Genomic DNA, 26,023 nt, shown 5'->3' with positions numbered 1-26,023 from the left:
AATAGTTAAATTGTGGTATACAAATTATTCATTCTTGAAAAGGTTAATTTCAGCATTCCACTTTATGATATAATAACTACTTTTTAGAAATCCTTAATGCTATTAAAGATTTCACATGAAAATACGAAAAAATTAATAAAAAGGCGTTGCTCATTTTTAACAACTATTACTATAACGAAAAGAACCTGCCACAAGACAGGTTCTTTTCGTTATTTTATGATAAAAGAGAAAATGATTAGCATGTGTATTATATAAAAGGAAGCAGCCATATTTTCCATACGATACATACGAGTACTATAATTACAAAATCAAAAAAATCTAATCTCGGACCTTTTTTCATATTCATATGTAGCCACATATGAAACCATTTTATTTTTGTATATTTATGGATGTTTTTCTTTGCAAATCGGTAAATAAGCATTTGCATGATAAAAAATCCGGCCACAAAAATAAATAATAAGATGAGAAATCCAATCACAAAATTCCTCCTATTTTTGTAGCGTTTTTTCTACTATCCGATTTTTCAAAACCCACTCTTCAAACTGGGCACTTCCAAATTCCCAGCTAAGATCGCGAGCATGTACAGAAAAAACGTAATGACCAGCATATTCGTCCATAAATCTCCCTAACTCTACATCGTCTTTCTGAATACCGTATACTCCAAAATTAAAATACACATCCCATACGTCTTCATTCTTCCTCTTATAAGCAATCGATTCCATATCACATTCTGTCCCGAAATAATCAAGATGTAAATGTACGCTATCATCGTATTCGTACTCCATTTTATCACCCCTTATATTTGTACTTCTTTACCACCCAAAAAATTCCTGCTATCTACACTCACATATGGGCACTTACCTACATATCATGCTTGTAGAGTGACTTCTAGGAGGTGTTATATAGTGAAAAAATTAATCGCGATTTTTTGCATCATGTTACTAGCTGTTTTTACTTTTGCTGCTTGTAGTAGTAAAAAAGAAGGTACTAAAGAACAAACTCAAAACATTCGCGTCGGCGAAGTTACCCATTCTCTCTTCTATGCCCCATTATATGTTGGGATTGAAAAAGGATTTTTTAAAGATGAAGGACTAAATATTGACCTACAAACAACAGCTGGTGGCGATAAAACGATGACCGCCCTATTATCTGGCGGAATTGATATTGCTCTCGTCGGTTCTGAAACGTCTATTTACGTTCATCAACAAGGAGCGAAAGACCCTGTCATTAACTTCGCACAGCTTACACAAACAGATGGGACATTTTTAGTTTCACGTAAAAAACTAGACTCTTTTAATTGGAATGATGTAAAAGGTGTTACGTTTTTAGGACAGCGTAAAGGCGGCATGCCGCAAATGGTGGGGGAATATGTTTTAAAGAAAAACGGCATTGATCCTCATAAAGATACAAACTTAATTCAAAATATCGAGTTTGCTAATATTGCAAATGCCTTCGCATCTGGTACTGGAGAGTTTGTACAGCTCTTTGAACCGACTGCAAGTATACTTGAGAAAGAAGGTAAAGGTTATATCGTCGCTTCATTCGGAAATGAATCTGGTACTGTTCCTTATACAACGTTCATGGCAAAAGAAAGTTTCTTAAAGAAAGATAAAGCTGCTGCTGAAAAGTTCACACGTGCGCTCTATAAAGCACAACAATGGGTTGATACACATAGTCCAGAAGAAATTGCTGATGCCGTTTCCCCGCTATTTAAAGACACTTCAAAAGACATAACAGTAAAAGTAATTGAACGGTACAAAAAGCAACATTCTTATGCAACAAATCCACTATTAGATGCGGAAGAATGGAAACAGCTCCAAACTATTATGAAAGACGCTGGCGAATTACAAAAAGAAGTCCCACATGAAGCGCTCGTCAATACAAAAATTGCCGAAAGCGTTATTAAGAAATAGAGGCGAAGGGTATGAGTTTTTTACAAATACGTAACGTTTCTCACTGTTTTTTTGCAAAAGAGAATGCCAAACTTATTCTCGAAGATATGAGCTTACAAGTGGAAGAAGGCGAATTTATTTCTATACTCGGTCCAAGTGGTTGCGGTAAAACAACGCTCCTCTCAATCATTGCTGGGCTACTTGATCCAATTGACGGTATCGTCTTTTTAGATGGTGAACCGATTACAACGAAAACATCATCTATGGGATATATGTTGCAACAAGATTACTTATTCCCTTGGAAAACGATTGAAGAAAATATTATGCTCGGACTTCATATTCGAAAGATTTATGATGAGCAGATGAAAGAACATACTTTAAACCTTTTAAAACAAGTCGGTCTGCATGGTGTAGAAGAACAATATCCTCGTGAACTATCCGGCGGTATGCGTCAACGTGCCGCTCTCGTTCGAACATTAGCGACTGATCCGAAAATTTTATTACTAGATGAACCATTCTCCGCACTCGATTATCAAACGAAGTTAAAACTAGAAGAACTCGTTTTCAACTTACTAAATAAATATAAGAAAACATCACTACTTGTTACTCACGATATTGAAGAAGCGATTGCGATGAGTGATCGTATTTATTTACTGCAAGCGAATCCCGGAAAAATCGCAAAAACCTTTATCGTCCCGGAAAGTATCCGTTCTTTATCACCGTTAGAAGCACGCCATCACTACGATTTCCCAGCCCTCTTTCAAGATATATGGAAGGAGCTGGAACGACTTGGATAATATAAAACAACTACATGAACAATTTCGAAAGAACGAACGCAGACGCGCTTGGATTGCTCGCTCGCTACAACTTTTACTACTTATTCTTTTCTTTGCACTATGGGAAATAGCTAGTAAAAAAGAATGGATTGATCCTTTACTCTTTAGCTCTCCTTCGAGTATTTGGGATCTCTTCTTAACGAAATGGATCGACGGTTCACTTTGGGTCCACATATGGACGACATTACTGGAAACAGGAGTAGGCTTCATTCTCGGAACAGTACTTGGTGCTATTATTGCCACGTTCCTTTGGTGGATGCCACTTCTAGCCCGCGTACTTGATCCTTATCTCGTCGTCCTAAATGCAATGCCAAAAGTTGCACTCGGTCCAATCATCATCGTTATTTTCGGTCCAAACATTTCATCTTCTATCGCAATGGGAGTAATCATTTCCATCATCATTACCATTCTCGTTATTTACAGTGCATTTCAAGAAGTCGATTCTAACTATATAAAAGTGATGGACACATTTGGTGCAAATAAATGGCAATGTTATAAGCAAGTCGTTCTCCCTGCATCTTTTCCAGCAATTATCTCAACGTTAAAAGTAAACGTTGGTTTATCCTGGGTCGGTGTTATTTTCGGAGAACTTCTCGTTTCCAAACAAGGACTTGGCTACTTAATTAGCTACGGATTCCAAGTCTTTAACTTCACACTCGTCTTACTTAGCGTACTACTCACATGTGTTCTTGCAACTCTTATGTATGTATTTGTTGAGGCAGTTGAAAAAATTCTAATTGGAAAAAGAAAAAGAAGCTGACTCAAAACAGTGCGCTATAGTCAGCTTCTTTCTTTTACCTTTTATCACACATTTTCGTTTCATTTGTAATGTTTCCATCCGCAACCGTAACTGTATGGAAACAGTCTTTCACACGTACTGTAACGACATTATCTTTTCGATCTATCACATGATAATCATTAAACTTTTCATTCAAAGCACTACGAATTTGCTCCCCTTCAAAAATCGGAAAACCGTGAGACATTACCCAAATGAGACCAGCAACAGCAAGAATCGTTTTCATACGTTTCATTACCTCCTCGAGAGTAAAATTATAGTCCCTACAACACGCGCATTATAATTGTGTCTAAATTGTGACATTTTTATACTAATTCTCTTTTATGCCTCCAGTTCCTTCTTCTTTTTAATTAAAATACAGAATTTTCAATTTTATCAACATAAGAAAAAACGCAAAGAATTAAAAATTCTTCACGCTTTTCTTTAACGAAACTATATCGAAAGCATAACTCACATTAGTCTCCACTTTGTTGTTCTATCGTTTTTGAAACATCATATAATCCCGACAGCACTTCCGCTCTCATTTTTACAAGCTCAGGAAACTGATAGAAGAAAGCAATTTTCTTATATTTTAACTCTGTACCTTCTTTCACCTTTTTTGAATCTTGTAAAATGAACGCTGTAAATGTATCTGCGATATCTTCCGTTACATTTGTTGTTCCATATAGTGATACAAAATCATCATGCTTTTCTTTATAAAATTCAATTTGTGCCTCTTCACTTTCTTCTACTTTCTTTTCTGTCCACTCTTGCTCAATTGGTTTCCAAAATTCATTATAAAATTGGTTAATATACGAACTTTTTCTCACACATCCATTTTTCACGAACACCGTTTTACATTTATTTCGATATGATGAAATGTCTTTCTCTTCATCAAACGCCTCTAAATACTTTCTATCCACTGGTACTTGTTTATGTCCAATCGTTAATACGTGAGCCGTTTCATGAATTAATGTTTTCATCACTTCATCTATATTCACCCCAGAATCAAGCACATCTAAACTAAGCACCCAATCTCTCGGGTCATCCATACTTGGCATGACATGGGCAACAACGCCATCATAACCATCTGTTATTAGACCAAATCCTGTTATATTCTCACGATATTTCACTGGGACGAGAGTGCGATACATGTCCCATAAGGTTTCATGATACTCTCTATCTTGTCGCTGACTTAACAAATCATCTTTTGCTACTTCGTCATCTGCCAAAACTTTATTCAATCTCTTACGATCCAATTTTTCAAAATAAGGATCTACAATTTCATCATCATCGATATAATAAGAAGCTAAAAAGAAGTAATTGTCATCCTCTTCTTTTTTCTGTTCCGCCTCTTTCATATTCATACTTTCATACTCTTCTATGTCATAATCCTCTACTTTTTCAAGTTCTGAAAGTCCCTCTATCTTTTTATATACTTTTTGTAATCTTTTATCTCCTATTTGCGTGCAATCTTCTTCTGTTTTACAAATTTCTTTTTCTTTCGTAACCTCGATAGCACTATCGCATCCTGCAACTAAACTGCTTGCTATAATACAACATACTAACTTGCCATACAGTTTCTTCATACAATCCCCCATTATTCCATTCTACAAAATATCATAATCATTTTTTTGTGAATATGCGATAATTAATGATAAAGTGAAACTTTAATCAGTGGGGGTTTTGTTCATCCCCCACTGATTATCAGCCCTCACCAATCGGGCGTTTACGGGCAGCAGGGCCCCCACCTAACTTCTTTGCTTCCGCTGAATTTTGAGGTGGGGGTCTTACTGCCCGGCAAATAGCGGGATAAAAACTGTAAGGAGGTTTCCCATGATTCGTGCAATCTTATTCGACTTAGATGGCACATTATTAGATCGGCGCCGATCTTTAGAACGATTTATTTGTGACCAATATAATCGCTTCGCCTCACATTTGATGGGCATAGAAAAATCCGAGTATTGTTCTCGATTTCTTAAACTCGATAATAATGGCTATACGTGGAAGGATAACGTATATGCTACTCTCCTTTCCGAATACAACATTACTACTTTAACGCAAGAGCAACTGCTGCACGACTACATGACAAACTTCCAACATCATTGTATTCCTTTCAAAAACACGCATGAACTACTTCAACAGTTACAACAGCGAAACATTAAAATTGGTATTATCACAAATGGTTTTACTGAATTTCAGATGAGAAACCTTCGAGCACTACATATACATACGTATACAAACACCATTCTCGTTTCAGAAGCTGAAAAAATTAAAAAACCTCATCCTGAAATTTTCGAACGTGCTTTGCAAAGGCTAGATGTTAAGGCAGAAGAATGTCTTTACGTTGGAGATCATCCAGAAAACGATGTGCTTGGTTCTGAACAAGTAGGGATTCTTGGTGTTTGGAAAAAAGATTCGTTTTGGGGTGATTTTAAGCATTCACGTGTCATAGATGATTTGTTGGAGGTGCTTTCGTTTTTAGAGGTGGAGATAAAAACACAATAATAGTAATTAAATTATATCAACAATTTTCACAATATATTGATTCACCGACAAAAAATAATAAGAGGAGGCAGTTGTTCAAAAACGCCTCCTCTTATTATTCATATACTGTAAACTGCGGTTTACTCGGATGATCTATCACTTGCGCATCATCTGGAAATTTTGAAACTTTTTGATATAAGGCAATGTCGCCGATACAACCTGCTGTTAGTAGAATTCCTAAAAATGAGAGTGGCTCCAGATTCATAGCTATTCCCAATACAATTGGCAAAATTCCAGTTGGTAAAAACGGAAGCATTAACACTTTCTTCATTTGCTCTACTGTAACCGCCTGTTTAGAATGAGCATATGCAACACCTAATTTCCAATTAACGCCCCATTTTAGTTCACTCCACGGAACACCTCCGATATAGCGAAAGCCAATTAAATGTATTGCCTCATGAATACAAACGAGAACAATCATTGCGCTAATAAAAAGAAACACAGTTGGTAACGTAATTTCAACTTGAACCCCGCCTGAAAGAAGTGCATGTAAAAAACTAATTCCAAATGCCAAAACAAATATTATAAGAAATGCATAGACATTTAATTTAACCATAGACACAGCAACAGTCGTTTCTTTTCTATTCTCCATCTTTCCCCTCCTAAAATGCAAATATATCTTCACAAAATTGTATAATATACCCAAAATAATATAAAGATATATTTACATTTATTCTTACACACAAAAAAAGAAACCGGCCACTTTACTTCGTAAAACAGCCGATTTCTTCTATATGTTTCATCGTACGCGCCAATACATCGTCGCGCATTATAAAGCTAAATTTTCTATTCGTTTTAATGTTGTCAGGAATGTCTTTTAATAAAACAGACCCTTTCGTTTCTTCGTAATGCGTATGTTCTTCTACCGCACTAATTGTTGCAAAATAAATGTTTTTAATGATTATTTTGTCTTTTCCAGATACTTTATATTGTCCTAAGTAAGTTAAATCAGAAACTATGCCGCCGGTTTCTTCATGAACCTCTCGAACTGCCGCTTCTTCCGGTGTTTCCCCTAGTTCTACTTTACCACCTGGAAATTCAAGACCGCGACGTAAATGATGCGTTAATAACCATTGATCCCCGTACCGGCATACAACCCAAACATGCTTTGGCTCAGGAGAAAATGGATAACGTTCAAACGATAATTGTACAGTGTTGTGGTAATAATCTTTAAATTTGTACATGCCATTACTCCCCTATTGATGGTTACAAGTTTTTCCTACCACAAATTGTAGCATATTCTCGCTTTTCTGCATAATATTATCCAATTACAATCCATTGATTATTCCCATTTGCGCGACTAATTCTTTCGTCTCATGATTTCCTAAATCGTAAATCATTTTATATGCTTTTTGTAGTTGTTCATCATATCGGTCATTATTTGAATCGTGATGATACTCAACGAATGGAACGTGGGAGCGTACAAATGACCCTAAATCTTCTACATATGCTTGATCAAAGTGCTCTCTTAATTCCGTAATTTCCTCATCATTTGCGGAAATCTCAAAATTATACGTATCCGCCGTCTTCACTTGTGAAATTTGACCATTTCCTATTGATATATAATATGTTTTTTTCGTCTCCATGTAACACCCTTCTTTCATCCTTTTATTTTCTATTGTTTTCATCAATTACAAAATTATGTAAAATAAAGAAAAGGAGGGGTTTTATGTTCAAAATATTAATTATCGGTATTATCATCGTCCTAATCATCCTTGTACTCTCCATCATGACAATTAATAAAGGCTACGCTTATAAACATTCGGTCGATAAACTAGAAGATAATCCTTATACAAAAAAGAATAAGGAGAATTCCTAATATGCTTCGTATACTTCGCATCATAGTAGCACTCACTGTGATCGTTATGTCGGCAATTGGATTATATACAGGTCAAAATAATTTTTTACCTCTTTCACAATTTCTATTAGGGGCTTTAATGTTTCTCATCGCATTTGAACAAATAAAGAAAAAGGAGTACGGAACTGGGGTTATTTGTATCGCTGCTGGAGCATTCAGTTGGATTGTTCTCATCATTACCTACATAAAATAGAGGAGGTCTTTTATGATAAAAGGAGTACGGATTACTTTATCACTTATTGCTTTATGTATAGCAATCTATGGATTTTTTACTAGTAATAGAGAAATAATGCCGTATATGTTTATCTCTTTAGGAGTTATGGCCCTCACCATAAGTTTAGAGGAAATATTAAAACGGCAAACAGGAGGTAGTGTGCTCGCTCTACTAGCAGGTGCCGCTGCTTTATTTATTGGTTTCACAGAAATATTCCGATAAATGGTCTAAAGGAGGCTATACAATGCTAACTCTAACTATATTACGGAGTTTTTTAGCATTTCTCATGCTTCTCTTACTCACTCTAAATACTTATATCCATGTTACCGATAATTTTTCACTTCTCCCATACGTACAATTTATTCTCAGTTGCTCCTTTATTCTTCTAGGAATTAATGAATTGAAATCTGGCCGAAAATCAATGAGTATCCCGTATTCTTTCGTTTCTGGTCTTATATTATTCGTTTTAATATCGTATTACTTTCGCTATATGTAAAATGAATTTCCGACCAATTTAGCATGTAGAACTATTTTCTCTCAGTAACTATTTCTTTCTACTTAAGGGGGATTCCATGTTAAAAAACATTCAAATTATAATCGCCACTATCGCTCTTTCTCTCGCCCTATTTAGCTTCTTTGCAAACTTCACTATTCTTTTACCTTACGTGTTTATCCTTTTAAGTATTATGTGTATCCTTTTTGGAATCGATGAAATAAAAGAGCAGCAAAAAACGAAAGCATTTGTTTATTTTCTCTGTTCTGCCTTTGTTTTATATGTTGGAGTGTCTAGTATACTTTCATAAAAAAAGAACATGTTCGCTCTTAATAAAATAAAAAACTGCCCTTTCACAGGCAGTTTTTTATTTTATCCAAACACTTTCTCAAGTTCAGCTTTATCTTGGCTTAACCAGAAATTCATTAAGCGTTGTGCTCCTTCTAAGTCATGAAGCTTCGCTTGACCACATTGTGTTTCATTTGCAGCTGGAATTTCTGTAATTTGAACCGCATCTTTTAATGTTAGTTCTAATAAATCAATGATTTCTCGAACTGTCGGTGTTCCGCTTACTACAAGATAATATCCTGTTTGGCAGCCCATCGGTGAAATATCGATAATATCAAAATGCGGATAACGATCAATATATTTACGTAAATTAAATGCTAATAAATGCTCTAACGTATGAATAACATCTGGTTTCATTGCTTGTTTATTCGGTTGGCAAAAACGAATATCAAATTTATTTACAATACCGTCACTACCTACATTGTGAACTCCGCAATGTCTTACATAAGGTGCCTTTACAATCGTATGATCTAATTCAAAGCTTTCTACTGATGGCATACAACATCTCTCCCGCTTTTAATTTAATTCCGTTATATCCAATATGATATAACGGAAATGCACATTAGTAAAGTATTATGTACAGTCGTGCTATAATACTTTAAGACTATGCTGAAAAGGAGACCATTATGAAACAGATTTTTATTGGGATTATACGCTTTTATCAAAAGTTCATTTCTCCGATGACACCACCAACTTGCCGCTTTTATCCGACTTGTTCTCATTACGGATTAGAGGCGTTTCAAAAACATGGTGCGCTCAAAGGTTTTTGGCTTACTTGTAAGCGTATATTAAAATGTCACCCTTTCCACCCGGGAGGATTTGATCCTGTCCCAGATAAAAAGGATGACAAAGTAAATTCTTAATTGTCGTAACCATTCACAACTAAATCTAATTTTCCTGTATCAGGATCTATAACAAGACCGTGAACAGGTACTTCTTCTGGAAGTAATGGATGGTTGCGAAGTATCGATACGCTATGTTCTACACTTTCTTCTACACTAGAGAATCCTTGTAGGAATCTTTCTAAATCGATTCCAGAATAACGGAGTGTATCTAATTTCTCATTTGTTATACCGCGCTCTTTCATCTTCTCAATTGTACTGCTTGCCTGAATTTTTGCCATACCGCAATCGTGGTGACCAACTACACAAACTTCATCAGCACCAAGTTCATATACAGCAACTAAAATACTACGCATAATACTTCCGAATGGATGTGAGATAACAGCTCCTGCTACTTTAATAATTTTCACATCACCGTTACGCATATTCATTGCTTTTGGTAATAATTCAACAAGACGAGTATCCATACAAGAGATAATTACCATTTTTTTATTCGGGAATTTTCCCGTTTCATACTCTTCGTATCTTTTCTCTTCAACAAATTTTTCATTGTATTGTAAAATCTCTTCTAATGACTTCATAGTAAAAAACCCTCTTTTCTCTCATTTACATTACTTATATAGTGTACCAAAATTTAAAAAACTCAAAAAGGATATTGCTTTATAGTAAAAATAGGATATTTTCAGATAATCGACATAATTCTTTCAAAATATACACACACCTTTGTAACAAGTCTCACATACTTTAAACGTATTTTCACTATAAACTGATTGTAGATAATGTAAAAAAGGAGTGAATATTTATTATGTCCGACGTTCTGTTACTGAGTCGTTTTCAATTTGCAATTACTATTTTTTATCACTTTTTATTTGTACCTTTGACAATCGGACTTGTCATTTTAGTAGCATGTATGGAAACTCAATACGCCCGCACATTGAATCCAACATACCGTAAAATGGCAAATTTCTGGGGTAAATTATTTACAATTAACTTCGTAATGGGGATTATAACCGGGATTACGATGGAATTCCAATTTGGAACAAACTGGTCTGAGTACTCCAAATATATGGGAGACATTTTTGGATCACCTCTTGCAATTGAAGCACTTGTTGCCTTCTTCTTAGAATCTACTTTCATGGGAATATGGTTATTCGGTAAAGACAAAATTTCACCAAAGTTCCGTGCCTTCTGTATGTGGATGGTTGCACTTGGAACAAATATTTCCGCACTTTGGATTATTACAGCAAATGGTTTTATGCAAAACCCTGTTGGCTATGTAGTACGTAATGGCCGCGCTGAATTAAATGATTTCTGGGCACTCGTTACAAATCCATATGCTTGGAACATGTTCTTCCATACTGTCATTGGTTGTTATATCGTAGGTGCTTTCTTCGTTATGGCAATTAGTGCCTATCACTTATTACGTAAAAATGAAGTGGAATTCTTCAAAAAATCATTTAAGTTTGGTTTAATGTTAGGCTTATTCGCCGCAACAATTACACCGTTTATGGGACATCAATCTGGTGTATCAGCAGCTAAATATCAACCAGCAAAAGGAGCTGCGATGGAAGCAGTTTGGGAAACTGGAAAAGGACAAGGCTTCTCAATTGTTCAAATTCCTGATGTAAAAAATGAGAAAAACTTTGAATTCCTTACGATTCCAAAACTCGGAAGCTTCTTCTATACAAACTCATTTGATGGCAAAATTGTTGGTTTAAAAGATATTCCGAAAGATGAACGTCCAAATGTTAACCTCGTGTATTATAGCTTCCGCTTAATGGTTGCACTTGGTATGTTCTTTATGGCATTAACTTGGTATGGCTTCTATTTAAACCGAAAAGGAAAACTAGAGAACTCAAAACGTTATTTGAAAATTACAATATGGTCTGTCTTACTTCCATACATTGCGATTAATGCTGGCTGGATTGTCGCTGAAGTAGGTCGTCAACCTTGGACAGTATATAAACTAATGCGTACCGCAGAATCTGTATCACCTATATCTGTCCCGCAAATTTGGTTCTCATTAATTAGTTTAATTTTGTTCTACACTTTACTTTTAATCGCAGACGTATACTTAATGCTGAAGTTCGCGAAAAAAGGACCTGCGGCATTAGAAGATCCTGCTACTGAGGGAGGCGTGGCTCATGTCTCATGATATGCTTGCAATCATTTGGTTTGGTTTATGGGGCGTGATTTGGACAGTTTACTTCATTCTTGACGGGTATGCACTTGGTAACGGAATGATTTTTCCTTTCGTTACGAAAGATCGACAAGAACGAAATCAATTACAAGAAGCAATTGGCCCATTCTGGGGCGGTAATGAAGTATGGTTAATTACAGCTGGTGGTGCAACATTTGCTGCCTTCCCAGTCACATATGCCAATATGTTTAGTTATCTCTATACACCGTTATTCTTAGTATTACTTGCACTGTTTGCTCGTGCCGCTGGACTGGAATTCATGCATAAAGATGATTCACCACTTTGGCAAAAAACTTGTAAATGGGCATTTACAATTGGGAGTTTCTTAATCGCCTTTTTATTCGGTGTTACATTTGCTAACTTGTATTACGGACTACAAATCGGAAAAAATGGCTATGAAGGAAATTTACTTAGCTTACTAAACCATTACGGTATTTTAGGAGGGTTGTTCTTCACTGCTATATTTGTCGTATCCGGTGCCCTTTGGGTCATGATTAAAACGACTGGTGAAGTATCCGACCGTGCTTATAAAATTGCAAGACCGTTTTCAATGGCAGCAGCTATTATTTTAGCTATCTTCTATGTAGCAACTGCTAATCGGACAAACTTATTCCAAAACTTTACGGAATATCCGGTACTGTTCATTCTTCCAGTACTTGCAATGCTAATGAGTGTACTCGCACTTATTATGGTGTACAAACATAAAATTGGCCTTGCATTCACATTCGTTTGCCTAACAATCGCAATGTTTATGACAACTGGCTTTGCAGGTATGTTCCCAAGAATGTTACCATCTCGTATTAACGACGCATACAGTACAACGTTATACAACGCAGCCGGTAGTCAATTAAACTTAAAAATTATGTTCTTCGTTGCAATGGTCATGGTACCAATCGTTATTGGATATCAGCTTTGGAGCTACAGTATCTTTAAAAATAAAATTCATAAAGACTCTGCTAAAGGGTATCATTAAAATAAAAAAAGACGCTTCGGTTGAAGTGTCTTTTTCATGTATGATTTTCGATAAAGTGAAACTTTAATCCGTGGGGGCACCCCTACGGATTATTAGTTGAACCAATCGGGCATTTACGGGCAGTTAATCTTCCTCTTAACCTCTTTACTACAGCTGACTCTTGAAGTGGGAGTCTTACTGTCCGTTAATGCGGGATAAGATGTTATATTTCCAATCTAACAACTATAATACAGAAGAATCATTAACAGCTCACAGCTAAAGTGTAACATACAACAAACATGTTACTTTATGCAATTTTGCATTTTAAAATTATAACGTTGATTGAATAACTTGATCATACACATCATTATCCCTTACATCCGCCGTACTAATCCCGCTAAACGTTTGTACTTTCATTCCTGTATTTGATGATCCCGATCCATTGTAAGCTTTCGTCTTTTCAATCGGCTGTACGTTATATTTATCACCTACATTAATTGTTCCATTACAGTTTTCAATAATAACACCTTCCACAACTGCCGGCATTTTGTCACCCACTTTCATTTCTTTACTTTTATTTTATGAAAATCGCCTAGAAAAATAGCATGTTTCAATAAGAAAAAGCACTCAAATTGAGTGCTTTTTCCTTAAGCATAAAGACAAGTTTGGAGACAGTTGACTTCTTCAAAATTTTATTAGGGGTAATATTTTGAAAAAGAAAGCCTTTCATATGTAGGTTAACACCACTGGAATATATAGTAAATTGATAATATTTATACGGAAGATTGCTAATGTTTAGTATAGATAGTTTCCACTATACCAACAGTGAAAACTATCTATACTAATAACAAAAAGGCGCCTTCAAAAAGACACCTTTCAAAACAGACACTATAAAACAGAATTCTTTATTGTTATACGATTGTTAGATACAAAAAGTCGAGGGAAATGTTTGTATTAAATTCTGCTTTATAAAGTCTGTCTACAACTTATATTGTAATTCTCTTCATTTGAAAAAAAATATAATATGCACAATTGCATACAAAAAGAAAAAGCACTCTACTGAGTGCCTTTTCAACCATTTTACTTTTAATATATCGCTTTGAATATATTGTAACATACGTATCTATATATTTTATTGAGAAAATTCAAAATCCTTTTTCTTTCATTTTCACTTATAAAATCATGTAATATAAAAGGTATGTCAAATTCTTATACAAATTGAGGTGTACTATATTTATGATGTATTTCGGAATTATTCCCCTTATATTATTTATTATTTTTCTTATCTCCTATTTAAAAGATCCGCGAAAAATAATAAACGGCTTTTTATTTAATGCCTTTATCTGTTCATTTCTATTATTTTGCGCTATAGCCTCATTTGAGTCTGGTAATAACGATTTACATTTCATCGTTATCATCCCCATGTTAGCACTACTTGTAATGATTCCTTTTGCTATAGTCGCTTTAATGTTTGGACTCTTTCTTAATGCAAAAATTTTAATGCAACGTGAAGGAAGACGCTTCACAAACTCTTTAACTTTAATTGCTGCTTTAGGGATTTTATTCTTTATAATGCTCCCTATCATAAATCCAGCAAATTTATTCTCAGAGCATTTTCAATTTATCTTTGCTGCTATCTCTCTTATAACTATGTATTTCTTTGTGCATTTATCTAACTTCTTAAGCGCATATTTTTTATACCAATTCAACAGACCAAGACGTAATCAAGATTTCATTATCGTTCTCGGTAGCGGCTTAATTAATGATAAAGTACCACCTTTACTTGCAAGCCGAATTAATAAAGCTATCGACTTTTATTGGAAACAAGCTGCTGTGAATACACCACCAACAATTATTTTCTCTGGCGGTCAAGGTCCAGATGAAGGACTTCCTGAAGCAGAAGCAATGCAAAATTACGCTGTTGAAAAAGGCATTCCGATTGAACATACAGTGCAAGAAAATCGCTCTGTAAACACATATCAAAATATGTTGTTCTCTAAAGAAATTATGGATTCTTTAAAGCCTGAAGGTAAATATAAAAGTATTTTTACCACAAATAATTTTCACCTTTTCCGCGCCGGTATATATGCAAGACAAGCTGGTCTTAACAGCCAAGGGATCGGATCAAAAACAGCCTTTTATTACTGGCCTAACGCAATGATCCGTGAATATGTTGCGATTGTCGTAATGGGACGTAAGCGCCATATGAAAATATGTGGAACTATTTTAGGTTTCGCTTTATTCCTAACAGCCCTTAGTTTTATTGTTTCTTAATAGCTATTAAATAAAAGGTCCCCTGAACGCTTTATACAAAGGGGGCCTTTTTTATATCTTTCAGTTCATCAGATTTAAATAAGTAACGCAACAGCATATAACACATTAATTATTCCAGAAACTAATCCAACAATAGCAAATGTTTTACTCGTACCTGTCACTTTTTTGTTTAAACCCAATATAGAAAATACGATAGCTACACTACCAATAAGCCCCCATAAGTTTATAAACCAAGATATTAATCCAGTGATGAAACCAACTAAAGAAAAAACTTCTATACTACTATTAGAACTGCTATTTGGAAAACTTCCCTCTACCGTTTTATAGCTAAGACTCTCCCCGCACTGTCCGCAAAATTTATTGCCCTCGTTCGTTTCATTTCCACATTTCGTACAGTATCCCACAGAATCCCCTCCCTAAGGTTAGTGCCCCAAATGTATATATCCATACTATTCATTCTACTTTTTCATATTAAAATTATGACCACTCTCTACTCTTCTACAGTTGTATTTAAAATAATAATATGGTCATAATATTCCCTGCATACATCCATTAAAGGAGAAATTTTTCAAATTAAATGTTAAAATAAAATTTAGGTGTGAATTATGTAACAAACAAGAAACTAGTTTGAAACGAGGAAATTATATGGAGAAAATTATCAAAAACAAGCCCAATAAGCTAAAAATTGCTTCGAAAGCTTTGATGATTATTATTGGGGCATTTATCACAGCGTACGGATTAGAAGCAGTATTAATTCCAAATAACGTATCAGACGGTGGTGTGACTGGTTTAAGTATCGTTAGTTCAAGATTATTTGGATTGCCATTAGGAGCTCTAATCGCAGTTATTAACATTCCTTTCGTTTGGTTAGGATATAAGCAAATTGGTAAAAGCTTCGCGATTTATTCTATTATCGGAATTGCTTCATTAGCAATAGGTACCGTTGTCATGCACGGAATACCAGCTATTATTGAAGGCGATACATTATTAGTTACAGTTGTTGGTGGTATTATCATCGGTTTTGGTATGGGACTAGCATTACGTAACGGTGGCGCATTAGATGGAATCGATATGCTAGCTGTATTGCTCTCTCGTAAGTTACCATTTGGAACGAGTGACCTTATTTTATTCTTAAATATGTTCGTATTTATTTTCGTATCAACAGTATTCGGTCTTCAAGGAGCTATCCTCTCGGCAATTGCTTACTTTATCGCTTCGAAAGTGATTCATATCGTTGAAGTTGGTTTAAGTGGTTCGAAAGCATTTAAAATCATCACAAAAGAGCCTGAATTAATGGTAGAAACAATTCGCGATCGTTTAGGCCGAAGTGCAACATATAACGAAGTATACGGTGGTTATTCAAGAGAGAAATTCAAAGAAATTTCTTGCGTAATTAACCGTTTAGAAGAAAGTAAAATGAAAGAACTTATTAATGAAATCGATCCACACGCCTTTATTACAGTTTATGACGTAGCAGAAGTAAAAGGCGGTAATTTCAAGAAACGTGATATTCATTAATCGTTATGTAAAAGAGGGTATGCCAAATTTTGGCACACCCTCTTTTTATTATTAAGTTGCTATAGTTGTCAGTTTTTTTCAGTAAGTAGATATATTTTTACTCGCCCCACCGACTCCCACGTTTAATCCATGCTACATACTTTTGAAAAGCCGTCACTTCATGTTGAAAACGCAGCGGGATATACAAAAATAAAGTGCATGTACACAGTATCCATAGAATACCTACTACAAAATGAAATTTCATTGTCGTGCTAATAAACAAGCTGAGGAATAATACAAGGAACATAATTACACTAAATCTTTTATACGTAGTCATACTATCCCCTCCTTATACTTCAATTGTACCAGTTATAAGGAATTAATTCCCACAAAAAAAGACCAAAAAGCAACTCACACTTTTCGGTCTCTCTACTATCTTCTCTTCGTAATTTTCCCTGAACCACCAACCCTCGTTTTCGGGGGTGATGTATTTCTTGGCGGCGTTTTAATAGATGATTTCGGCTTCACATCTGATCCGCTTGAACCGCCTGGTGTTTTTGTAATTTTACCTTTGCTTCCAGTAGAAGGTGGAGGTGTCGTATTATTTCCTTTTTCAGTAATACTTCCCTTATCACCTACTGATGGTTTCGAATCTACATTATCGCCTCGCTTAATGATAGACCCTTTCCCTTCCTTCGTAATTGGAGGTGGGGTTTTCTTTTCTTCTTTCGTAGGTGGTCTCTCTGGAATAACTGGTTTATGATTTTGTCTGTCATTATATCCTCGATAATCACCGGGCGATGATTTTCTTGAACCGAATATATCGTTTAATATGCTACCCATAATATATCCTTGCAAGAAGGACGGTTGGTAGTTTTGACGGACAAATTCCTCATTACTTACTTCAATTAACGTGTCGGATGGTTTCTCTTTATCCTTTTGAAGGTTATACATTTTATCCGAATAAACGAGAAACATTTGATTTTCGTCTTCTTTAGATGCTTGCTTCGGTTTCCTTTCGGCTATAAGTTCCTTCGCGACTTCAGGAACTGACCGATTGGCGGCCCTATACACGTAAGATTCTTGTTTACCTTCCTTTGCGACAGACTCAAGCGGATAACGGTCTTGAATCGACTTTGTCTGCCCGCCTTGACAACCTGATAAGGCATAACCAGCAACAACAAGTAATGTAACGATAGCAAGTATAGGGATCACAAACGATTTAATCATGGTAAACAATCGGTTTGACATGATTACGCCCCCTTACGTTGCTCTTATAATTTGTACATCAGCAGGAATGATTGCTTCTCCCTCATACATCATTGTGCGACCATTTTGCCATTCAATACGTAATAATTTTCGATTATCTGATTGAAATTCCCATACGTACTGTTCCTCTGAAGCGGAGAATGGTGTTTTCCCCATCACAACAACACGTCCGTTATATTGTTCTTCCATATGATACTCAGTATCATCCATTTCAATTGTCGTCGGAATTTCCTCAATTGAATCTAAGCGACCATCAATTGGTGTATATAATTTGTAATACGTATTTTCACGATCTTCAATTTTTAAATAACGAATGTCTTTTCCATCTTGCAATGTCAAAACAATTTCCTTGCGCGAATGCATACTCGTTTTCCCAACTAATTCATACATAACTAATGAAACTTCAATCATATCGCCAGGAGCTAACGTTAAAAGACTCTTTTCCGGCTTCGGTGGCTCTGGGCTTTTCATTATATTTTTAATTCGTTTAAATAAACTCATGATCTATCCCTCCTTTTCTCTTTATAAACAAGCACCTAAAATAAGTGCACCAACAATATGTAATGATCCAGCTAACATCGCATGTGCAACGCTGCCTTCTTTCGTACCTTCTTCTAAATCTAAGCCAGACATTTTCTTTAACACAAATTCGATAAACATTTCTACCACTAATAAAATAACGAAAGAAACTGCTGATGCAAGTAGCGCTTGCCATAAATCATTTGCTTTCGTTATCGATTGGGATAGAATGTACCCCTGTGCAAATAATTTCATAATAAAACGAGTTGTTACAGCTGTATTCCCATTTTTGATTTCTTTTAAATCATTGTATTTTGTAAAAATTGAATCAACCCACATAATTGCAAATAAAAGTACTGCACTCGCTCCAGTCCATACAAGCATGGCAACTACATTCATCCATGTCATTGCAAAACCTCCTCTAAATATAAAGTGAAACTTTAATCAGTGGGGAGGTGTTCATTCCCCGCTGATTATTAGTTGAACCAATCGGGCATTAACGGGCAGTAGATCTCCCCCCACCTCTCTGCTTTCACAAAAAGTAGAGGTGGGAGTCTTACTGCCCGTTAATGCGGGGTAATAGAAAACCGACATGAATATATTTAGACATGTCGGTTCATTTGTCTCTATTCTATATTATTTCTCATACTGCTTCATAATACGGGCTAATTCATCATCAACAGCAGAATTTTTGTTTAAGCTTGCGAATTCATCATCTAATGATTTTTCTTTCTTATAAACTTCACCGCTTGCTTCCGCTTCAGCCTCTAATTGAAGAGCTTTTTCTTCCATACGGCTTAAACCAGCTTTTGCTGAATTCGAATCAAATCCAGACATCGCCTGATTAATATTCTTCTGTGCTTTCGCTGCATTTACACGTGCTACAAGTGTTTCACGTTTATTTTTCAGCTCTGTTAATTGCTTGCGCATTTCTTCTAGCTTAAGACGCAGATTATCAGCAGCAGCTTTATTTTGCTCGTAGCTTGCTTTATACTCATTCATCTTTTGCTCTGCATTTTGTTTTTCTTCTAATGCACGACGCGCAAGATCTAAGTTATTAGCTTGAACAGCCATATGAGCTTGCTCTTCACGTTTTTTCACAAGTGCTTCTTGCTCTTCAAATAATATTTTGAATTTCTTCTCAAGCGCGATTTGAGCTGCTACACTTTTCTCAGCTTCTTGTACATCCGCTTGCATATCGCGTAAATATTGATCCGTCATCTTAACTGGATCTTCCGCTTTTTCAATTAATGAATATACATTCGACATTGTTAAATCTCTTAATCGTTTAAATACAGACATCTAAATTCCTCCTATGATATACCTCATATTTCAAATTCACTACTTGGAAAACTGAAAAATCTCCCTTTACAGTAAAGAATATTCATTTTTACAGCCTATGTGTTTATTATAACAAAACTAATATGTCCTTACATGTTATTTCCAAAATACATCCATTATAATATGACATTCTATATACAATATTGTATTTCTAATATATTCTCATTACCCCTCTTTGGAATTAACTTACTTTTGTGCAATTTCACTAAATTACATAAGTGTAATGTTACTGTAAGCTAACTCGATAGTTGCATTCCGATATTTCTTATACACTAATACCAGAAGCAACAAACAAGCTTCTTCACTTGTAAGCAATAATACAAAAATTGTATTTACTATAAAACATATAAAAGGAGAAATCATCATGAAAAAATTAGTAGGAATCGGATTAGCAGCAGCAATTTCATTCGGAGCATTATCAGGTTGTTCTTTATTAGGAGAGAAAGCGAACGGTTTTGTACTGTACGGCTCAGAAGAACAAGTTCAACAAATTACAGATAAAAACAAAAAAGAAGTGAAAGAAAAAGACTTCTATAAAATGAAAATGACAACATTAGATGGTAAAAAAGTTCTTGTAATGGATAAGAAAACTGGTGAAGAACTAATGAAAAAAGAGTTACTTAGCAAAGTTGATGAAAAAGACAACACGAAGCCACTTGATAAATTACCAGCTGTAACAACAGAACAAGGTGTATTATTCGCAAAAGAGAAAGTAGAAAATACTACACTTGATGGAGCGAAATTAAAATATGAAGGCAACACAATTATCGGAAGTGGCCGTGCATATACAGATATGTATGCCATTGTTGATGACGCAACTTACAGCAATGTAAAAGGTGATGAAAAATCTGTAGGTGTATTAAAATTTGATAAAGACCCGAGTAAAGAATTCCCTGGTTACAAAGGCATAGAAGCTTCTCAACTTGTAAAAATTAAAAAGTAAAAAGTAAAACAAAAAAGCTTTGCGAAATTCGCAAAGCTTTTTTCTATTTATTATGAGCAATTTGCTCCATATCCGGGCTACAAGTTTGCGACTGACATGACTTATTTAAAGAACATGCCGCGCATTTTCCTTTTTTACTTCTCTTTACAAAATTAACTAACGTATATGCTGCATAACCAAAAATGATAGCTCCAATTATAATATTGACCATCATCACAATACATCTCCTTCTAGAATCCGAGTAGGGATCCAACTTGGTATATAATGAGCGTTAATACATAAGCAACTACGAGTGGATACACGACTGAAAAAATCGTCCATTTCGCTGATCCTGTTTCACGTTTAATAACAGCTACGGTCGCTAAACACGGAACATATAATAAAATAAAGAACATAAATGCATAAGCTGATAATGCTGTATAATGTGCTCCCATTACATTTCCAAGCACATCTTCTTTCACCGCATAAATAATTGCCATTGTAGAAACGACAACTTCTTTCGCTAAAAATCCTGTTAAAAGGGATGCCGCAGCTTGCCACGTTCCAAAGCCGAGCGGTGCAAATAATGGTGCGATAAATCCACCAATCATCGCTAAGTAGCTATCTCCCATATCAACGCCAAATCCTGATGGACCTGCATAATTTAATAACCAAATAACAACCGAACCACCAAAGATGAATGTACCAGCTTTACGAACAAATCCCTTTCCTTTCTCCCACGTGCTCAGCCATAACGTTTTCGCTTGTGGCACACGATAAGGCGGTAGTTCAATTACGAAAATAGATTTTTCTGCTTTCAAAATCGTAAGAGACATAATTTTTGTAACGAGTAATGCCAGAACAATACCTGCGACATATAAAGAAAATACAACAGTCGCCTGACTATTAGGGAAGAATACGCCCGCAAATAATGCATATACAGGTAATCGTGCTGAACAAGACATAAACGGTGTTACTAAAATTGTAAGTAAGCGCTCTTTCTCCTGTTCAATCGTTCTCGCTGCCATAATACCTGGAACGTTACATCCAAAACCGATAATCATCGGAATAAAAGCTTTACCGTTTAAGCCAAAGAACTCCATAATTCTATCCATAACAACTGCAATTCGCGCCATATACCCTGAGTCTTCTAATAATGAAATGAAAAAGAATAGTGCAAAGATTTGTGGTACGAATACTAATACAGCACCAACACCGGCAATAATACCTTCTGTAACGAGTGCTTGAATAAAATCAGAAGCTCCAATACTTGTAAGTCTAGCCGTCACCCAATCCGTAAGCTGACCACCAAAAAACTCATCTAACATATCCGATAAAGGTGTACCAATCCACGTAAACGTAACCTGAAAAATAAAAAACATAACTGCTAAAAAGATTGGAAGTCCTAAAATTTTATGTGTAATTAATCTATCAATTTTTTCTGAAAAAGGAATTTTCCCTTCTTTCTCATGCTTCATAACATTTGTTTTTAACTTTTCAATATACGCTTCACGAGTTTTGTAAATGTGCTCTTCTAACGTACAATCAAGTTTTCCTTCTAAGCGAGATCGAATGGCTATGAGTTCCTTATAAATTGGTAATGCTTTCATTTCTTTTTCTACTACTTCGTTATTACTTAAAAATTGAAGAGCTAACCATCTCGGATGCTCGTAATTCACTGTCTCTAAAAGAGCAATTACTTCTCCAATTCCTTCATCCATTTGTACACCATATGAAATAAGGAATGGCTTTTTCTCTTTTTTGTCATTTTCTTTAAGAGTCGTAAGTAGTTCTTCACAACCTTTTCCACTTCTTGCAACGACAGGAACGACTGTTACACCTAATAGTTCTGATAATCGTTTTACATCAATGACAATTCCTCTTTGCTTCGCCACATCAACCATATTTAAACCAATTGAGACCGGCTTACCAAATTCAAGTAATTGCAACGTTAAATGCATATTTCTCTCAAACTGCGAAGAATCTACGATATTTAACATATGATTAAATTCTTCTGTTAATAGAAAGTTTGTTACAACACCTTCATCACGTGAAACTGGATTTAAATCATACACACCTGGTAAATCAATTAATGTTCCTTGTCTATCTTTTAATTTACCAACTTTTTTTTCTACTGTTACACCGCTCCAGTTTCCTACGTATTCATAAGAACCAGTAAGTGCATTAAATAATGATGTCTTCCCTGTATTCGGATTCCCTAGCAAAGCTACCTTATTCACGCTAATTCCACCTTTATCATTTTCGCGTCACAATGACGAATACTAATTAACTGTCCACGACACTCCAATGTACAAGGACCTTTGAACATCGCTTTCTGTTTCAAGCGAAGTTCGCTTCCTTCCGCAAGACCGAAAGCAGCTAGTCTACGCTTTAATAGCTGATCTAAAGACTGAATACTTTTTACTAACACTTTCTCTCCAATTTTAATATCTACTAAGCTCATAACCTTCCCCCTCAGAAGAGAATGATAATTATTTTCAAAAAAATTATACCACACCCAATTTCTCTTGTACTATACCCTTTTGCTTCATATTTATTAACATTTCGCTACAATTCTATTTCAATTATTGTCATACAGCATTTGTTTGCCATTCTCATCCATTTCGCTTACAATAAACAATAGCAAATAAAGAATCTCGTTATCACTGGGGGAGCCATGCCGCTGAGAGGGAACACTTCGTTCCGACCCTTCGAACCTGTTAGTTAATGCTAACGCAGGGATTGTGCAAACGTCCGAAATACATACCTCATTTTTATTTACGTATTTCGTATCCTCCTATGATATCTATTCTTTTTTGTACAACTTGGATTTAGGGGGAGACAACATGCGTAACACCAATTTACAAGCGATGATCGAATCTGCTATTCTTGCAGCCTTCGCCTTGGTCATCGACATTTTACCACTTTCAATCAAAATATCAGCAACAGGCGGTTCCATTTCATTTGCTATGATTCCTATTTTTATTATCGCATACCGCTGGGGCTTCAAAATGGCTTTCTTAGGAGGCTTAATTTGGGGATTATTACAAATTGTCGTAGGCGATGCCATTATCGTCACACCAATTCAAGTATTAATTGAATACTTTGTTGCTTTCGCATTCATTGGATTTGCTGGTTTATTCTATCGTCCAATTCAAAAGGCGCTTTTAGCGTCAAATGAAAATAGCGAAGAACAATCAAAGTTAGGTAGCCGTAAAGACAAACCTTCATCAAAACCAAACCAAGGAAAGAAAGTAATTGGATACATTATCGTCGCTACTTTTATCGGTAGTCTAGCTCGTTACTTCTGTCACTTTATCGCTGGTATCATTTTCTGGGGACAATATGCACCAAAAGGCCAATCAGCTTTCCTATATTCTTTAATATTTAACGGTAGTACAATGATTGGTTCCTATATTCTATGTACCGTTTTACTTATATTTTTATTTATCACTTCACCACGCTTATTCAAAAGCATCAGTGCTTATCAAATGAATACACAAAAAAAGGGCGCTTAATGAGCGCTCTTTTTTCATATCGTAATATTAATTAAAAATACAATAAATGCGCAAAAGAAAATAAATACCATTATACTTAGCCAATTGCTATGCACGGTTCATCGACTCCTTACATAACCTCATATTCTAAACAAATTATACTGATTAAAAATAAAGATTAGGTAAAGATAATATGAAAATAATTTAAAAAAACGTAGATCATATTTTCTACGCTTTTTTCGGTAAATAGAAATAAAATAACACACCATCTTCTGTATTTCCTGCCCCATATTCAGTATCATGTAGTTCTAAAATATTCTTTGAAATGGCAAGCCCAAGCCCCGTCCCACCTTGTGAACGCTGACGAGCTGTATCCACTCGATAAAAACGATCCCAAATTTTATCTAATTGTTCTTCTTCAATGTGAGTACCTTTATTTTCAATGCACACTTTTATACGATCCTTCTCATCTATTGTAGAAATAATAATATCTTCTTTAGTTGGTGTATAACGTATGGCATTCGTAATGAAATTCACGATGACTTGTTCAATCCGGCCTTGATTTGCAATCACTTCAAATGAACATATATTTTTATGAACACGAAGCTCTTTTTTCTCTATTTCCACAGATAGATGTTCACATATATCTTCAATTACTGTATCAATATAAAACGAATCCTTTTTCATTTTATATGTACCAGATTCAAATTTAGCTAACTCAAGCATATCCAAAATTAACGTATCCATTTTGTCTACTTCTCTCTCCATCGCCTGAAAATAATACTCTTTTTTATGTTCAGCTACCCCGTCTTTTAAAATAGAAATACAGCTTTTCATAATACTTAGCGGTGTTTTTAATTCATGTGAAACACCAGAAATGAATTCTTTTCGCGTCTTTTCTAACTTTCTTTCCTTTTCAATATCTTCTTCTAACTGCCCAATATGCGAATGGAGTTTATTTGATAGCACATTAATATTTTTCGATAAATCTCCAATTTCATCTTTTGAAGTAATCGGTATTTTTTCTGTAAAATCTAATTGTGCTATTTTCTTCGTCGTATCATTTATTTTTAATAACGGTTTTGCAATTTGTTTTGAATAATAAAACGAAGCTAAAAAAATAAGAACGACTACAAATGCAATGATATAGATGTAATAATCTTGCACCATTTGTACAGCTTCATCTACGGGCTGTAAAGAAGCCATCGCATAAATATATGTTACTGATCCATCTTTTTCTTTTATTGGTTTCATTAATAATTTATATTTTATATCATTCTTTTCATGGTCCATTGTCTTTGTTGAATACTCTATTTGATTACTCTCTTTTAGTAATACATCCGTTTGAAATTCTTTTATACTATCCAAAAATAAAGAGTTTTTATAAATTGGATTTACGGGGCCTTTTACATCTGGAAACTGTACTTTCGTAACACGCCCTCCTATGTAAACATCTGGTTCTTGGGCAGCTTGCTCCTGAACGGCTGGCCTCTTCTCCTTAACAACTTGTTCCCCGGTTGCTTTCTTTTTCTCCTCATATAATTTTCTCATTTTCTCATTAAATGCTTTTTCTAGCGGTTTATTAGATCCGCTTAAATTCTGTTTAGATAAAGAAAAAGAGAATGGAATAAAACTATCTTCTTTTCTCACTCCAGAAAAATAAATTTCTTGCCCTAAAAAATGCTCTGATAATTTATTATCAATCTCCTCTATATTGACAAGATTACCTAAGGGAATTTTGAATATT

The 26,023-nt window shown here is 35.1% G+C and carries 35 protein-coding genes and 1 riboswitch; of the genes, 15 read left to right on the top strand and 20 right to left on the bottom strand.

All coding sequences use genetic code 11. The annotated features are described in order from the left end of the window. Positions 1-247: 247 nt before the first annotated feature. Positions 248-478: a hypothetical protein gene (locus MR170_RS19525; protein WP_000578980.1), complete on the bottom strand. Its 231-nt coding sequence runs from the start codon at positions 476-478 to the stop codon at positions 248-250. Between the two features lie 10 nt (positions 479-488). Then, on the bottom strand, positions 489-785 hold the full coding sequence (locus MR170_RS19520) for a DUF3986 family protein (RefSeq protein WP_000455579.1): 297 nt from the start codon (positions 783-785) through the stop codon (positions 489-491). A 120-nt stretch (positions 786-905) separates the two neighbouring features. Between MR170_RS19520 and MR170_RS19515 the strand changes: the two genes are divergently transcribed. From MR170_RS19515 to MR170_RS19505, 3 genes are read left to right on the top strand one after another with little or no spacing between them, the layout of a single operon-like run. Continuing rightward, complete coding sequence (locus MR170_RS19515; protein ID WP_000733140.1) at positions 906-1,913, top strand: ABC transporter substrate-binding protein; 1,008 nt, start codon at positions 906-908, stop codon at positions 1,911-1,913. 11 nt (positions 1,914-1,924) lie between these two features. Then, positions 1,925-2,689 (top strand): ABC transporter ATP-binding protein, encoded by a 765-nt coding sequence (locus MR170_RS19510; RefSeq protein WP_000009022.1) that lies wholly within the window; start codon positions 1,925-1,927, stop codon positions 2,687-2,689. Then, positions 2,682-3,488: an ABC transporter permease gene (locus tag MR170_RS19505; protein WP_242308981.1), complete on the top strand. Its 807-nt coding sequence runs from the start codon at positions 2,682-2,684 to the stop codon at positions 3,486-3,488. The genes MR170_RS19510 and MR170_RS19505 overlap by 8 nt, the downstream gene beginning before the upstream one ends. A gap of 34 nt (positions 3,489-3,522) precedes the next feature. Here the strand turns inward: MR170_RS19505 and MR170_RS19500 are convergent, their stop codons facing one another. After that, positions 3,523-3,750 carry a hypothetical protein gene (locus MR170_RS19500; protein ID WP_000849112.1) on the bottom strand — a complete coding sequence of 76 codons (228 nt, stop codon included), beginning with the start codon at positions 3,748-3,750 and terminating at the stop codon, positions 3,523-3,525. 229 nt (positions 3,751-3,979) lie between these two features. Beyond that, the gene (locus MR170_RS19495; protein WP_242308979.1) at positions 3,980-5,092 is read right to left on the bottom strand and encodes a recombinase family protein; all 1,113 of its coding nucleotides are present in this window, start codon (positions 5,090-5,092) and stop codon (positions 3,980-3,982) included. Between the two features lie 247 nt (positions 5,093-5,339). On the opposite strand from MR170_RS19495, the gene MR170_RS19490 reads away from it, so the two are divergent. Beyond that, positions 5,340-6,011, top strand: a complete 672-nt coding sequence (locus tag MR170_RS19490) for an HAD family hydrolase (protein WP_242308978.1) — start codon at positions 5,340-5,342, stop codon at positions 6,009-6,011. A gap of 94 nt (positions 6,012-6,105) precedes the next feature. Here MR170_RS19490 and MR170_RS19485 read toward each other — a convergent pair whose 3' ends face one another. The 3 genes from MR170_RS19485 to MR170_RS19475 all read right to left on the bottom strand — a co-directional run bounded on the left by MR170_RS19485 (position 6,106) and on the right by MR170_RS19475 (position 7,636). Then, positions 6,106-6,642, bottom strand: a complete 537-nt coding sequence (locus tag MR170_RS19485) for a DUF3267 domain-containing protein (RefSeq protein WP_242308975.1) — start codon at positions 6,640-6,642, stop codon at positions 6,106-6,108. Positions 6,643-6,754: 112 nt separating this feature from the next. Then, positions 6,755-7,234, bottom strand: coding sequence for an antimutator 8-oxo-(dGTP/GTP)ase (gene mutTA, locus MR170_RS19480; RefSeq protein WP_000276385.1), 480 nt, complete (start codon positions 7,232-7,234; stop codon positions 6,755-6,757). Between the two features lie 84 nt (positions 7,235-7,318). Then, on the bottom strand, positions 7,319-7,636 hold the full coding sequence (locus MR170_RS19475; RefSeq protein WP_000448409.1) for a hypothetical protein: 318 nt from the start codon (positions 7,634-7,636) through the stop codon (positions 7,319-7,321). 83 nt (positions 7,637-7,719) lie between these two features. Here MR170_RS19475 and ytzI point away from each other — a divergent pair, with 83 nt between their 5' ends. From ytzI to MR170_RS19455, 4 genes are all read left to right on the top strand, one after another. Then, a complete protein-coding gene (ytzI, locus tag MR170_RS19470) occupies positions 7,720-7,869 on the top strand; it encodes a YtzI protein (RefSeq protein ID WP_000472791.1) in 150 nt (49 codons plus the stop codon). 1 nt (position 7,870) lies between these two features. Further along, positions 7,871-8,101, top strand: coding sequence for a DUF3953 domain-containing protein (locus MR170_RS19465; RefSeq protein WP_242308972.1), 231 nt, complete (start codon positions 7,871-7,873; stop codon positions 8,099-8,101). Positions 8,102-8,113: 12 nt separating this feature from the next. Next, on the top strand, positions 8,114-8,344 hold the full coding sequence (locus tag MR170_RS19460; RefSeq protein WP_016079966.1) for a DUF3953 domain-containing protein: 231 nt from the start codon (positions 8,114-8,116) through the stop codon (positions 8,342-8,344). Between the two features lie 350 nt (positions 8,345-8,694). Then, positions 8,695-8,925, top strand: a complete 231-nt coding sequence (locus MR170_RS19455) for a YczI family protein (RefSeq protein ID WP_029443482.1) — start codon at positions 8,695-8,697, stop codon at positions 8,923-8,925. A 62-nt stretch (positions 8,926-8,987) separates the two neighbouring features. Here the strand turns inward: MR170_RS19455 and luxS are convergent, their stop codons facing one another. Next, positions 8,988-9,461 carry an S-ribosylhomocysteine lyase LuxS gene (gene luxS, locus MR170_RS19450; RefSeq protein ID WP_242308970.1) on the bottom strand — a complete coding sequence of 158 codons (474 nt, stop codon included), beginning with the start codon at positions 9,459-9,461 and terminating at the stop codon, positions 8,988-8,990. Between the two features lie 128 nt (positions 9,462-9,589). On the opposite strand from luxS, the gene yidD reads away from it, so the two are divergent. Continuing rightward, positions 9,590-9,826 carry a membrane protein insertion efficiency factor YidD gene (gene yidD, locus MR170_RS19445; RefSeq protein ID WP_000809334.1) on the top strand — a complete coding sequence of 79 codons (237 nt, stop codon included), beginning with the start codon at positions 9,590-9,592 and terminating at the stop codon, positions 9,824-9,826. On the opposite strand, the gene MR170_RS19440 is transcribed toward yidD, so the two are convergent. Beyond that, positions 9,823-10,386, bottom strand: coding sequence for a beta-class carbonic anhydrase (locus MR170_RS19440; protein WP_000838173.1), 564 nt, complete (start codon positions 10,384-10,386; stop codon positions 9,823-9,825). The two genes, yidD and MR170_RS19440, sit on opposite strands and share 4 nt — an antisense overlap. 224 nt (positions 10,387-10,610) lie before the next feature. Between MR170_RS19440 and cydA the strand changes: the two genes are divergently transcribed. Together cydA and cydB are read left to right on the top strand one after the other, a co-directional pair. Then, positions 10,611-11,960 (top strand): cytochrome ubiquinol oxidase subunit I, encoded by a 1,350-nt coding sequence (gene cydA, locus MR170_RS19435; RefSeq protein WP_016079963.1) that lies wholly within the window; start codon positions 10,611-10,613, stop codon positions 11,958-11,960. Next, entirely contained in the window at positions 11,950-12,978 is a 1,029-nt protein-coding gene (cydB, locus tag MR170_RS19430) for a cytochrome d ubiquinol oxidase subunit II (RefSeq protein WP_029443485.1), read from the top strand. The genes cydA and cydB overlap by 11 nt, the downstream gene beginning before the upstream one ends. Before the next feature lie 309 nt (positions 12,979-13,287). Here cydB and MR170_RS19425 read toward each other — a convergent pair whose 3' ends face one another. Then, the gene (locus tag MR170_RS19425) at positions 13,288-13,521 is read right to left on the bottom strand and encodes a spore germination protein (protein WP_003308072.1); all 234 of its coding nucleotides are present in this window, start codon (positions 13,519-13,521) and stop codon (positions 13,288-13,290) included. A gap of 675 nt (positions 13,522-14,196) precedes the next feature. Here MR170_RS19425 and MR170_RS19420 point away from each other — a divergent pair. Continuing rightward, positions 14,197-15,231 (top strand): YdcF family protein, encoded by a 1,035-nt coding sequence (locus MR170_RS19420; protein ID WP_042969141.1) that lies wholly within the window; start codon positions 14,197-14,199, stop codon positions 15,229-15,231. Between the two features lie 74 nt (positions 15,232-15,305). Here the strand turns inward: MR170_RS19420 and MR170_RS19415 are convergent, their stop codons facing one another. Further along, positions 15,306-15,635, bottom strand: coding sequence for a zinc ribbon domain-containing protein (locus MR170_RS19415; RefSeq protein ID WP_016079960.1), 330 nt, complete (start codon positions 15,633-15,635; stop codon positions 15,306-15,308). A 241-nt stretch (positions 15,636-15,876) separates the two neighbouring features. On the opposite strand from MR170_RS19415, the gene MR170_RS19410 reads away from it, so the two are divergent. Then, on the top strand, positions 15,877-16,749 hold the full coding sequence (locus MR170_RS19410) for a YitT family protein (protein WP_000411240.1): 873 nt from the start codon (positions 15,877-15,879) through the stop codon (positions 16,747-16,749). A gap of 97 nt (positions 16,750-16,846) precedes the next feature. Here MR170_RS19410 and MR170_RS19405 read toward each other — a convergent pair whose 3' ends face one another. The 5 genes from MR170_RS19405 to MR170_RS19385 form a co-directional block, all read right to left on the bottom strand. Next, the gene (locus MR170_RS19405; RefSeq protein WP_000214757.1) at positions 16,847-17,065 is read right to left on the bottom strand and encodes a hypothetical protein; all 219 of its coding nucleotides are present in this window, start codon (positions 17,063-17,065) and stop codon (positions 16,847-16,849) included. Positions 17,066-17,160: 95 nt separating this feature from the next. After that, a complete protein-coding gene (locus MR170_RS19400) occupies positions 17,161-17,979 on the bottom strand; it encodes a DUF4247 domain-containing protein (RefSeq protein ID WP_016079958.1) in 819 nt (272 codons plus the stop codon). 12 nt (positions 17,980-17,991) lie between these two features. Continuing rightward, on the bottom strand, positions 17,992-18,498 hold the full coding sequence (locus MR170_RS19395; protein WP_048565088.1) for a DUF4178 domain-containing protein: 507 nt from the start codon (positions 18,496-18,498) through the stop codon (positions 17,992-17,994). Between the two features lie 21 nt (positions 18,499-18,519). Further along, positions 18,520-18,924: a DUF350 domain-containing protein gene (locus tag MR170_RS19390; RefSeq protein WP_000220087.1), complete on the bottom strand. Its 405-nt coding sequence runs from the start codon at positions 18,922-18,924 to the stop codon at positions 18,520-18,522. A 228-nt stretch (positions 18,925-19,152) separates the two neighbouring features. After that, entirely contained in the window at positions 19,153-19,818 is a 666-nt protein-coding gene (locus tag MR170_RS19385; RefSeq protein ID WP_000110281.1) for a PspA/IM30 family protein, read from the bottom strand. Positions 19,819-20,221: 403 nt separating this feature from the next. On the opposite strand from MR170_RS19385, the gene MR170_RS19380 reads away from it, so the two are divergent. Continuing rightward, positions 20,222-20,800, top strand: coding sequence for a lipoprotein BA_5634 family protein (locus MR170_RS19380; RefSeq protein ID WP_242308968.1), 579 nt, complete (start codon positions 20,222-20,224; stop codon positions 20,798-20,800). A gap of 43 nt (positions 20,801-20,843) precedes the next feature. Here MR170_RS19380 and MR170_RS19375 read toward each other — a convergent pair whose 3' ends face one another. Genes MR170_RS19375 through MR170_RS19365 form a run of 3 tightly spaced genes read right to left on the bottom strand, consistent with a single transcriptional unit; the run spans position 20,844 to position 23,243 of the window. Further along, entirely contained in the window at positions 20,844-21,014 is a 171-nt protein-coding gene (locus tag MR170_RS19375) for a FeoB-associated Cys-rich membrane protein (RefSeq protein WP_000989598.1), read from the bottom strand. Between the two features lie 16 nt (positions 21,015-21,030). Beyond that, on the bottom strand, positions 21,031-23,019 hold the full coding sequence (feoB, locus tag MR170_RS19370) for a ferrous iron transport protein B (RefSeq protein ID WP_242308967.1): 1,989 nt from the start codon (positions 23,017-23,019) through the stop codon (positions 21,031-21,033). Further along, positions 23,016-23,243 (bottom strand): FeoA family protein, encoded by a 228-nt coding sequence (locus tag MR170_RS19365; protein ID WP_000060512.1) that lies wholly within the window; start codon positions 23,241-23,243, stop codon positions 23,016-23,018. The genes feoB and MR170_RS19365 overlap by 4 nt, the downstream gene beginning before the upstream one ends. A gap of 194 nt (positions 23,244-23,437) precedes the next feature. Continuing rightward, positions 23,438-23,539: riboswitch (TPP riboswitch) on the top strand. Between the two features lie 86 nt (positions 23,540-23,625). Between MR170_RS19365 and thiT the strand changes: the two genes are divergently transcribed. After that, the gene (gene thiT / locus MR170_RS19360; RefSeq protein WP_242308965.1) at positions 23,626-24,297 is read left to right on the top strand and encodes an energy-coupled thiamine transporter ThiT; all 672 of its coding nucleotides are present in this window, start codon (positions 23,626-23,628) and stop codon (positions 24,295-24,297) included. A 207-nt stretch (positions 24,298-24,504) separates the two neighbouring features. Here thiT and MR170_RS19355 read toward each other — a convergent pair. After that, on the bottom strand, positions 24,505-26,023 hold a 1,519-nt coding region (locus MR170_RS19355), incomplete at its 5' end, for a sensor histidine kinase (RefSeq protein WP_242308963.1).

This window comes from Bacillus cereus group sp. BfR-BA-01524 (assembly GCF_022662595.1).
GTDB classification, from domain to species: Bacteria; Bacillota; Bacilli; order Bacillales; family Bacillaceae_G; genus Bacillus_A; species Bacillus_A thuringiensis_S.
Note: the sequence above shows the minus strand (reverse complement) of the source record. Positions and strands in the feature narration are given on the sequence as shown.